Annotated in this window: 10 protein-coding genes; 5 read left to right on the top strand and 5 right to left on the bottom strand. The window is 67.0% G+C overall.

What is annotated here, in order from left to right:
• The 3 genes from RT697_RS12250 to RT697_RS12240 form a co-directional block, all read left to right on the top strand.
• The coding region (locus RT697_RS12250; protein WP_313699160.1) for a DUF6850 family outer membrane beta-barrel protein at window positions 1–2,256 on the top strand (2,256 nt) is incomplete at its 5' end.
• A 217-nt stretch (window positions 2,257–2,473) separates the two neighbouring features.
• Window positions 2,474–2,812 carry a sigma-70 family RNA polymerase sigma factor gene (locus RT697_RS12245; RefSeq protein WP_313699158.1) on the top strand — a complete coding sequence of 113 codons (339 nt, stop codon included), beginning with the start codon at window positions 2,474–2,476 and terminating at the stop codon, window positions 2,810–2,812.
• A complete protein-coding gene (locus tag RT697_RS12240) occupies window positions 2,803–3,987 on the top strand; it encodes a TonB-dependent siderophore receptor (RefSeq protein WP_409517430.1) in 1,185 nt (394 codons plus the stop codon). The genes RT697_RS12245 and RT697_RS12240 overlap by 10 nt, the downstream gene beginning before the upstream one ends.
• A gap of 262 nt (window positions 3,988–4,249) precedes the next feature.
• On the opposite strand, the gene RT697_RS12235 is transcribed toward RT697_RS12240, so the two are convergent.
• Both RT697_RS12235 and RT697_RS12230 read right to left on the bottom strand, forming a co-directional pair.
• Window positions 4,250–5,494, bottom strand: coding sequence for an arsenic transporter (locus RT697_RS12235; RefSeq protein WP_313699156.1), 1,245 nt, complete (start codon window positions 5,492–5,494; stop codon window positions 4,250–4,252).
• A 126-nt stretch (window positions 5,495–5,620) separates the two neighbouring features.
• On the bottom strand, window positions 5,621–6,559 hold the full coding sequence (locus tag RT697_RS12230) for a GlxA family transcriptional regulator (RefSeq protein ID WP_313699154.1): 939 nt from the start codon (window positions 6,557–6,559) through the stop codon (window positions 5,621–5,623).
• 168 nt (window positions 6,560–6,727) lie between these two features.
• Here RT697_RS12230 and RT697_RS12225 point away from each other — a divergent pair, with 168 nt between their 5' ends.
• Window positions 6,728–7,486: an SDR family oxidoreductase gene (locus RT697_RS12225; protein WP_313699153.1), complete on the top strand. Its 759-nt coding sequence runs from the start codon at window positions 6,728–6,730 to the stop codon at window positions 7,484–7,486.
• 31 nt (window positions 7,487–7,517) lie between these two features.
• Here RT697_RS12225 and RT697_RS12220 read toward each other — a convergent pair whose 3' ends face one another.
• The 3 genes from RT697_RS12220 to RT697_RS12210 all read right to left on the bottom strand — a co-directional run bounded on the left by RT697_RS12220 (window position 7,518) and on the right by RT697_RS12210 (window position 9,389).
• Window positions 7,518–8,222, bottom strand: a complete 705-nt coding sequence (locus RT697_RS12220) for a DUF1345 domain-containing protein (protein ID WP_313699152.1) — start codon at window positions 8,220–8,222, stop codon at window positions 7,518–7,520.
• A 70-nt stretch (window positions 8,223–8,292) separates the two neighbouring features.
• On the bottom strand, window positions 8,293–8,817 hold the full coding sequence (locus RT697_RS12215) for a chromate transporter (RefSeq protein ID WP_313699150.1): 525 nt from the start codon (window positions 8,815–8,817) through the stop codon (window positions 8,293–8,295).
• Window positions 8,814–9,389, bottom strand: coding sequence for a chromate transporter (locus RT697_RS12210; RefSeq protein ID WP_313699148.1), 576 nt, complete (start codon window positions 9,387–9,389; stop codon window positions 8,814–8,816). Before RT697_RS12210 ends, RT697_RS12215 begins: the two co-directional genes overlap by 4 nt.
• 139 nt (window positions 9,390–9,528) lie before the next feature.
• Here RT697_RS12210 and RT697_RS12205 point away from each other — a divergent pair, with 139 nt between their 5' ends.
• On the top strand, window positions 9,529–10,458 hold the full coding sequence (locus RT697_RS12205) for a LysR substrate-binding domain-containing protein (protein WP_313699146.1): 930 nt from the start codon (window positions 9,529–9,531) through the stop codon (window positions 10,456–10,458).
• Window positions 10,459–10,507: the final 49 nt, after the last annotated feature.

Here is a 10,507-nt window from a genome sequence, read left to right as displayed (position 1 = left end):
GGCACGGCGGGCGGCCTGCGGTTCCAGGGCGGCGTATTGCGCATCACCGGAAATCAGTTCGGCTCGACGGCGCGCGCGATCAACTGGTCCGCGCAAGGCGGGGGATTCGACATCGACGACCCCACGCACACCTTCACGGTGGGACAGAACCTTGTCGGCGCCGGCGACCTCGTCAAGCGCGGCGCGGGCACGCTGGTGCTGAGCGGCGCCAACAGCTACGGCAACACACGCGTCGAAGCCGGCACGCTGGTGGGCAACGCACAAAGCGTCAGCGGGAATCTCCTGAACGACGGCAAGGTGGTGTTCGATCAGGACACTGATGCCTCGTACGCGGGCGGCATCACGGGCGCCGGCAGCGTCGTCAAGCAGGGTTTGGGGACATTGCTGCTGACGGCCGCCGGGAGCCAGCAGCAATGGCGTGTCGAGACCGGCGCATTGGCCGTTTCCGCAAATGGCTTTGCCGGCAACGCGGACGTCGCATCGGGCGCCGCGCTGCGGTTCGACGCAAGCGCCGATGGCGCGTATGCAGACCAGCTTTCGGGTGCAGGCGCGCTGAACAAGACCGGCGCGGGCAAGCTCTCCCTGACCGGCGACAGCAGCGGCTTCGCGGGCCATACCGACGTGACCGCCGGCACGCTCGCGGTAGGCATCGCGGGCGCCGGCAAACTGGGCGGCACGCTGACCATTGGCAACGGCGCCACTCTGCAGGGCACGGGCCAGGTCGGCGCCACCACGCTGATGAATGGCGCCACCATTGCGCCGGGCAATTCGATCGGCACCCTTTCCGTGGCGGGCGACTTGAGTTTCTCGCCGGGTTCGGTGTACGTCGTGGAAGCGAACCCGGGCTCTGACGCCAGCGACCGCATCGACGTGAGCGGAACGGCGCGCCTGGCGGGCTCGGTGGTGCACGTCGGGCCTGAAGGCGGCTTTGCGGCGACGCGCCAGTACACCATCCTGACGGCCGGGCAGGTGCTGGGTCAGTTCGCGGCGGTGTCGTCGAACTATGCCTATCTGGATCCCAAGCTGGACTATGCCCAGCAAGCGGTGACCTTGCAGTTAAGCCGCAAGCAGGTTGAAACGCCCGAGCCGAATACGCCGCGTCCGATCGCTTTTGCCGACGCCGCCAACACCGGCAACCAGCGCGCCACCGCCAACGCCCTGGACAGCCTGCCCGCCGGCAATCCGCTGCACGACTACATCCTGACGCTGCCGGCGGGCGCGCCACCGGCGGTCTTCGACAACCTGTCGGGCGAGGCGCATGCCGGCATCGCCGGCGCCTTGATGGGAATGGGCTCGACCGTGCGCACGCTGCCTTTGAATCGGCTGCGCGCCAACCTGAATGCAGGAATGCGCGCGGGCGCCCCGACTGCCCAGGCCGGGACGGGCCCTGCGCCGGCGTCGGCCCTGCCCGCATCGAATGCCCTGCCCGCCTGGGCCGAACTTGTCGGCAACTGGCAGACCATAGCCGCCACCAGCAACAACGCCGAGGTTCGTCAGCGCACCACGGGCGTCTTCGTCGGCACTGACCAGCCCGTGGGCAACGGCTGGCGCCTCGGCGGCGCCCTGGGCTATACGAACGGAAAGTCTCGCGTGGACGATCGCGCTTCGCAGGCGGACGTTTCCAGCTACAGCGCGGCCTTGTATGGCGGCAAGTCATTCGAGGCCGGACGCGGCAAATTGAATGTGATGGCGGGCGCCGCGTACACCTGGCACGACATCGACTCCGAGCGTTCGGCCAGCGTCGCGGGCATTACGGAAAAATTGACCGCCCGCTATGGCGCCAGCACCGCGCAGGTCTTCACCGAGCTGGGCTACGAAATCGCCGTGTCCGACCGCATCAGCGTCGAGCCCTTTGCCGGGGTTTCGTACAGCGACGTGCGCACCCGCGGCTTCAGCGAATCAGGCGGCCTGGCCGCGTTGCGTGGCCGCAGCGCCAGCCAGGACCAGGTGGCCAGCACGCTCGGCGTGCGTGGCCGTTCCACCTTCAAGGTGGGCGACACCGAGGGCACCTTGCGAGGCTCGGCCGGTTGGCGCCATGCCTTTGGCGACATTACGCCAAGGGCAACCATGGCCTTCGACGGCAGCCAGGCCTTCACGGTGACCGGTGCGCCGATTGCGCGCGACGCTGCCGTGGTTGAGGTGGGCGCCGACGTGGCCATTTCGCGTTCCGCCACGTTGGGGCTGTCTTACTCGGGCCAGTACGGCGATGGCAGCCGCGAGCACGCAGGTTCGCTCGACGTGCGCTGGCGCTTTTAAGCGAGCGGGCGCACGGCTGGCCCGGGCAGCGTCCCAAGCGCACCGGCCGGCGATTGCAGGCCTTAGGCAAAGGGATGCCCGACCGGTCCTCCGCGCCCAAGCGGCGCCCGCAGTGAGCGTCGCCGGAATGATCCTCTACAATTAGCAATCATTCCCATTAGCATCTGTTCAGCCGACCCGTGCCGCCGATCTGGCCCACGACACCTTCGAACGCATCATGCGCAGCGAATCGCGCGCGGCGTTTGCCGAGCCGCGTGGCTTTCTGACCACGGTCGCCAAGCGCCTTCTGATCGACCAGTCGCGCCGCCGGGCCATCGAACAAGCCTATGTTGAGACGCTCGCCGCGCGCACGGAAGATGTTGCGCCCAGCCCCGAGACGCATGCACTGGTGGTCGAGGCGCTGGACGCCGTGTGCCGCATGATGGAGCAGTTACCGGCGCGCGTGCGCCGGGTTTTCGTGCTGGCGCAGGTGGAAGGCCTGCCTTTTCTGGACGTGGCGCGCGAGCTGGGCATTTCGGTGGCGGCCGTGCAGCGCGACATGACGACATCGGCCTGAAGCGGTCAACCTCGCTGGGCCAGGACTGGAACCGCTGGAACGGCAAGCAGACCACCGTCTTTGCCGAGCTGGCGCATCGCTTCAACAAGGACTGGTCGCTCAAGCTGACCGGCACGTCCACCCAGGAATCGAACGATTCGAAGTACGCCTTCACGGAAGGCGCCGTGAGTCCCGTGACCGGCCTGGGACCCATGCTGTACGCGGGCCTGTTCGACATGTCCACGCGCAACAAGGCGCTGAACCTGGATGTGGACGGCGCCTTCGAGGCGCTGGGCCGCAAGCATTCAGTGACGTTCGGCGCCAGCATCAACGAACTGACCAGCAAGAACGATTTCGCGCTGAATCGCCTGAACCGCGCCGTGAACGTGTGGAACCCGGACCACAATGTGCCCGAGCCCACCGACGACTGGATGCGCGAGAACGCCTATCGCAGCGCCGCCACCATCGTGAAGATGAAGCAGACCGGCGTGTACGGCGTCGGCCGCTTCAGCCTGGCCGACCCGCTCACGCTGGTGGCCGACGCGCGCGTGAGCTGGTACGAGAACACCAGCCGATATCGCGACGGCGGCGAGCAATACGTCGATCCCTACAAGGACAACGGCGTCGTCACCCCCTACGGCGGCCTGATCTACGCCTTCAACCCGCAATGGTCCGGGTACGTCAGCTACGCGCAGATCTTCGAACCCCAGAACGCGGTGGACGCATCGGGCAAGGTGCTCGATCCCATCGTGGGCAAGAACTACGAGATCGGCCTGAAGGGCGAGCTGATGGACGGCCGGCTGAACACCTCCATCGCGCTCTTCCGCGTCGATCAGAAGAACCGCGCGCAAGAGGATCTGACCAGCGTGTGCTCCACCGGCGACATCTGCTACCTGTCGAGCGGCAAGGTGCGCAGCCAGGGCGTGGACGCCGAGATCAGCGGCGAAGTGGCCCCGGGCTGGCAACTGTTTGCGGGCTACACGTTCAACACGTTGAAATTCCTGGACGACACCACGGTCACCGACACCAACTTCGCCCGCACCGTCACGCCCAAGCACATCTTGCGCCTGTGGTCCGATTACCGGCTGCCGGGTGAACTGTCGGCGTGGTCGCTGGGCGGTGGCGTGAACTACCAGACGGGCAGCTACACGGAAACGCGCTCGGTGCGGGTCTCGCAAGGGCCTTACGCGGTGTGAAATGCGCGCGTCGCGTATCAGATCAACAAGAACTGGTCGGCGGCGTTGAACGTGAACAACATCTTCGACAAGACCTACTACCAGACCATCGGCGCACCGGGCTGGGGCAGCTTCTACGGCGATCCGCGCAACGCCACGCTGACGGTCCGCGGCACGTTCTGACGCGGGACCGGACAGGCGCGCGGCGCGCGGGCCATCGCCAGGCCTGCGCCGCGCGCCGCGTCAATTCAAGGCGCGCCGCATCAGCTCAAGACATGCTGCGTCAGCTGAAGATGTGCAGCGCGCCCAGCGCCAGAATCAGCGCCGGGGGCATCACCACGATGCCCAACCGCAGAAAGCTCAGCGCGCTGATGTGCATGCCTTCGCGGCGCACGGCCAGCAGCCACAGCAAGGTGGCGAGCGAGCCGCTTACGGACAGATTGGGGCCCAGGTCGATGCCGATCAGCAGCGCGGCGTTGGCCGTGCTGGACAGGTCGGCCATGCGCGCCAGCGTGCCCGCCATCAACCCCGCCGGCAGATTGTTGATGACGTTGCCCGACAACGCGGCGCCCACGCCGCCGGCCCATAACGCCGCATCGGCCGACAGGCCGCGCATCAGGTCCGCCAGATCCTGCAGCACGCCGCTGGCGGCCATGCCTTCGACCAGCACGAACAACCCGGCCACCAGGGGCAGCACGCCCCACGCGACACCCTTGATGAGCCGCAGCGGCCCCGACCGCGTCACCGCCAGCACCAGCGCCGCCGACACGCAGCCGGCGATCAACGTCGGCAAGCCCAGGCGATGGCCGAGCGCCGACGTGATCAGCAACGTCCCCGCGGTGATGGCCACGCCCAACGCGGCCATGCGCAGCGGCCACGTCATGGGCGGCAACGGCGGCGAAGGCTTCAACGGCTGCCGCAGATCATCGCGAAACACCAGCCGCAGCGTCACGTAGGTGGACCCGATGGCCAATGCGGACGGCAGCGCAAAATGCGCCAGCCACGGTCCCAGCGCGGGCATGCGGTCCCCGAACACGACCAGATTGGCCGGATTGGAGATCGGCAGGACGAAGCTCGCTGCGTTAGCGATGAAGGCGCAGACATACAGATACGGCAATGGCGGCGCGCCGACCACCCGCGCCACCGCATAGACGGCGGGCGTCAGCACCACGGCGGTTGCATCGTTGGACAGCAGCACGGTGACCACGGTGCCCACCAGAAACACCAGATCGAAGAGCCGCCGCGCCGACCCGGCGGCATGATCGGCGGCGGCCACCGCCACCCAGTCAAAGAGGCCCGCCTGCCGGGCGACCTCGGCCACCAGCATCATGCCGATCAGGAACAGGTAGACGTCGGTGCCTTCGAGGATGGCGCTGCCCGCCTGGGCAGCGGGCAGCAACCCCAGCACCACCAGCGCGACGGCGCCGGCCGTGGCCCACACGTACTCCGGCAGCCGCCACGGACGAAAGAGGATGGCCATGGTGGTCGCGGCGGCAATCAACCAGATCACGGCATTGGATAGCGACATGCGTTCAGAAGGAGATCAAGAAACGCTGCACTGTAACCCGCGTGCCGCACGACAAGGCCGGAAGACCCGTTGCCCCACACTGGCCGGCGTTCAACACCCCGTCAGTTTCAGGTCCGGCCTGCCGGATCATGCGCCGGCCAGTTGCGCCCCGCGCCTCACCTCGCTCGGCGGCTGGCCATACGCGCGCAGGAAGGCCCGCCGCATGCGGTTGCGGTCCGCGAAGCCCGTGTCGCGCGCCACGATATCCAGGGAATGCCGCCCTTCTTCCAGCATCCCGCGGGCCGCTTCCAGCCGCAGCAGCTCCACCACCTTGGCGGGGGAATGCCCGGTCTCGTCGCGGAACACCCGGCTGAATTGGCGTGGCGACAGGTTGGCCGCCTCGGCCAGTTCCTCCACCGTCAACGGATTGCGCAGATGTTCCTTGGCGTAGACCAGCGCCCGCTGCACGCGATCGGAGCGCGGCTCCAGTTCCAGCAAGGCGGAAAACTGCGATTGGCCGCCCGGCCGGCGGTGATAGACCACCAGCCGCCGCGCCACGTCCCGGGCCAGCGCCGCGCCGTGGTCGTCTTCGATCAGAGCAAGGGCCAGGTCGATGGCGGCCGACATGCCGGCGGAGGTCCAGATGTTGCCGTCGCGCACGAAGATGCGGTCAGGGTCGACGCGCACCTCGGGGAAGCCTTCCTGCAGGCTGCGCGCATGCGCCCAGTGGGTGGTGGCGGTGCGGCCGTTCAACAGGCCGGCCTGCGCGAGAACGAACGCGCCGGTGCAGACACCCGCGACGCGGCGCGCTTCGGTGGCGGCGCGCGCCACGTAGCGGGCAAGGCCAGGCGAGATCGGCCCCGGCAACAGTTCGCCCGCCACGATCAGGGTGTCGGGCATGACACCTAACGCGACCGTCTCGATGCCGGCGTTCATGGTGGACCGGATGATGCCGCCGCCTTCCGACAGGATGGTGACGCGGTAACCGTCGCGGTCCAGCGCGATGTTCGCGAACTCGAAGGCCGCGAGCGCGGCAAGTCCCATGACCTGAAATCCGTCTTCGAGAATGAGGCCGATCTGGCGCATGTTCATGTCCACGTCTGTAAATGACGTACATAGGCTATTCAAGCCGCACGACACCCGTCAACAAAGATAAGTTCGCGATGTCCTAAAACGACGCTTTATTGACATTTGAGCCAAAACCGAACTGCCTCATAGTGACCACACCGCTTATCCACTCACCGAGGCACCGACATGCAACTGACCCAAAACACCATCTTCATCACCGGCGGCACTTCCGGCATCGGCCGCGCGCTGGCCGTCGCTTTTCACGACCTGGGCAACAAGGTCATCATTGCCGGCCGCCGGCAGGCACTGCTGGACGAGATCGCCGCGGCGCATCCGGGTATCGAAGGCATCCAGCTCGATATCGCGGACGCTCAGGATATCGACCGCGTCGCCAAGACGCTGATCGCCAAGTACCCGGCGCTGAACGTGCTGATCAACAACGCGGGGATCATGCCGTTCGATGACCCCTCGTCCACGATCGACGACGCCGTTTCGCAGCGGATCCTGGAAACGAACCTGCTGGGACCGATCCGCCTCACGTCCGCCTTGATCGGTCATCTGAAGGCGCAACCGCGCGCGACGATCATCCACAACACGTCGATGCTGGCCTACGTGCCGATCGCCTCCAATGCAGTCTATTCCGCATCCAAGGCGGCGCTGCATTCCTACGCGCTGTCGCAACGGTTCATGCTGCGCGACACCAACGTGACGGTGCAGGAAATCGCACCGCCGTGGGTCGACACGGACCTCATCAAGAAGAGCGGGGATCCGCGCGCCATGCCGCTCGACGCGTTCATCGCCGAGACGATGCAGAAGCTGGCGAGCGACGCGCCCGAAGTGCTGGTCGACGCCATTCGTGACCTGCGGGACAACCCCGGCTCGAACGAGCACGCGTTCGTGAACGCGTTCAATCAAAGCCTGGTGGACGAACCGATTCCGGTGTGAAGCCGTGCGGGCGCAGCCGCGGGATTTCCCCCTACGCCCGCCCCGCCGCCACGTTCACGCTGATCGCGATGATGAACACGTTGAAGAAGAACGCGATGACGCCATGCGTCATCGCCATCCGCCGCAGCCGCCGGTTGACGATCTGCACGTCCGACACCTGGAACGTCATGCCCAGCACCAGCGAGAAATACGCGAAGTCCCAGTAGTCCGGGTCGTCCGTGCCCGGAAAATCCAGGCCCTTGTGCATGGCGTTCTTATGGCCGTAGTACCCGTGGGCGTAGTGCAGCGCGAAGATCATGTTCATGTAGAGCCACGACAGCACGATGGTCGCGGCGGCGGCCAGCGTGTCCACCAGGGCGCCGACGCTGCTTTGCGCATGCAGCTCCACCCACAGCGCGACCAGCACCATGCCGGACAGCGCGACGCTGCTCCACAGGACGCCGGTGCGGCCCACGTCGTGCTGGCGCGCATGCAGGCGCATGGCGGCGGCGCTGGAGCGGCCGAACACGCGCACGGTCAGGATCAGGAAGACCAGCGCTCCGGCGTCAAAGCCGAGCAGGATGGCGAGGCTGGGCGACAGGCCTGCGGCGTATAGCGCACCCGCAACCGCGAGCAGCAGCACAGCGCACAGCATCAGCCGGCGATGAGCGTGAAAGAACGGCAGGCGGTCGGCTTCCGGGCCACTGCCGTTTCCGGCGCTTTCATCTGAAGCGTTTTCGTCTTTAAGCGGCTGCATGACGGGCTCCTGTCCGCGGCGCAGACCCCAGGGGGTATCGCACGCCCCCGGGCTCGCACAGGCCCCTACGCTAACTGATGCCGAGCAAACCGGCCAGCGCGCCCGCAAACAGCAGCCACAGCGGGTGGATCCGGGTGACGCTGGCCAGGATCGCCACGATGGCCGTGATGGCGCCCAGCAGCCAGGTGTGCACCGACGCCTCGGTGATGAGCGAGGCGCTGGCGGCCACCAATCCCACGGTCATCGGGAAAATGCCGGCCTGGATGACGCCGCGCCACGGGCGGTCCTTGAATTTTTCCCACAGGCCCAGCGCGATGACGGTGATGATCGACGACGGGCCGAACTTGGCGATGGTCGTGGCAAGCACGCCGGGCAACCCCGCGACGTGCCAGCCGACCAGCGTCACGACCATCAGATTGGGACCCGGCGCGGCCTGGCCCAGCGCGAAGAGCGCGGAGAAGTCGGCGGCGGTCATCCAGCCGTGCACTTCCACGACTTGCCGCTGCATCTCGGGCAGGATGGTGTTGCCGCCCCCGAAGGCCAGCACGGACAGCTGGGTAAAGATCAGGACGAGCGCGATCAGTGTGTGAATCATCGGCGTTGCCTCCAGACCATCAGGATGCTGAGCGGCGTCAGAACCGCCATGGTGGGCAGCAGCGGAATGCGCAGCACGGCAATCGCAATGAAACAGGCGGTGGCGACCACGCCCGCCAGCCAGTCGCGGCGCTTGATGACCGGCATGCCGATCTTCACGGCCATCGAGATCAGCAACCCGGCCGCAGCGGCGGCCAGGCCGGCGAACAGGTGCTGGATATCGGGATCGTTCTGGAAGCGGTCGTAGACCATGCCCAGCATGATGACGATGATGGACGGCGCCAGGATCAGGCCCATCAGCGCGGCGAAGGCGCCGCGCGGACCGCGGAATTTCATGCCCAGGGCGACGGACAGGTTGATGATGTTGCCGCCCGGCAGGAACTGGCACAGGCCCAGCAGTTCGGTGAATTCGGCGCCGCTCAGCCAGCGGTGTTTCTCGACGACCATGCGCCGGGCCAGGGGCAAGGCGCCGCCGAACGCGGTCAGGCCCAGCACCAGAAATCCGTAGAACAATTGGCCGCAAGTGGGGGGAGGCCGTACGCCGGCCTCGTCAAGGGGAAGTGCTGCGTTCATCTTTGTTGTGGCCGGCGCAAGGCCGGCGATGGGAGCTGGCAGGGAGACCGCGCCAGAGGTGGATAACGAACTTGCAGCGTACGCTTCGCCTTGGATAATGTCTAATATATGACAAGTTCAAAACTCATATCGAACACATATGGCAAGCGTAGATTTGCGGCTTCTGCGGTATTTCCTGGCGGTGGCCGAGGAATCCCACCTGACCAAGGCGGCGGCCCGGCTGGGCATTCGCCAGCCCCCACTCAGCCAGCAGATCCGGGTGCTGGAGGCCGAGCTGGGGGTGACCCTGTTCCACCGCCTGCCGCGCGGCATGGAGCTCACCGAAAGCGGCCGCGCGCTGCTGGATGACGCGCGCAACATCATCGCGATGGTGGACCAGGCCGTGGACGGCGTGCGGCGCGTGTCGCAGGGCGAGGCCGGCAGGTTGACGGTGGGGTTCACGGGGTCTGCGGCGTTTCATCCGTTCGTGCCGTCGGTCATCCGGCGTTTCCGCGAAAGCGCGCCGCACGTGCATCTGGTGCTGGAAGAAAGCAGCACCGGGGAACTGCGCGAGGCGGTGGCCGAGGGCCGCATCGATGTCGCCTTCATCCGCGGCGCGCACGCGGACCCGGGCGTGCAGATGGAAACGGTGCTCGAGGAAGCCATGCTGGCGGCCTTTCCGGCCGACCATCCCACCGTCAAGGGCCGCGCACGCAAGCGCATCGCGCTGTCGGAACTGGCGGACGAATCGCTGATCCTGTACCGGCGTCACAGCGGCCCGGGCCTGTACGACGCGATCATTGCCGCCTGCAGCGCCGAAGGCTTCAGCCCGCGCGTCACGCAGGAAGCGCCGCGCATGCTGTCCACGCTGAGTTTTGTCGCCGCGGGGCTGGGCGTGTCGCTGGTGCCCGCGTCGCTGCGCCGCGTGAACATCGAAGGTGTGGTGTACGTCAGCGTGACGCATCCGAAGGCGCTGCGCGCACCGCTGAACCTGATCTGGTGCGACGCGCCGCTGTCGGGCGCCGCGCGCAAGCTGATCGACGAGGCCCGGCGGCAGCGTGATGCATCGCCGGCGACGGAGAGCCGGTAAACCCGCCGGTAGCCCCGCCGGCAAACCCCGCCGGCAAGCCCCGGCGCTA

It is taken from the genome of Achromobacter sp. (assembly GCF_032113835.1).
Taxonomy (GTDB): Bacteria; Pseudomonadota; Gammaproteobacteria; order Burkholderiales; family Burkholderiaceae_B; genus Achromobacter.
This window is presented reverse-complemented; position numbering and strand designations above follow the sequence as displayed.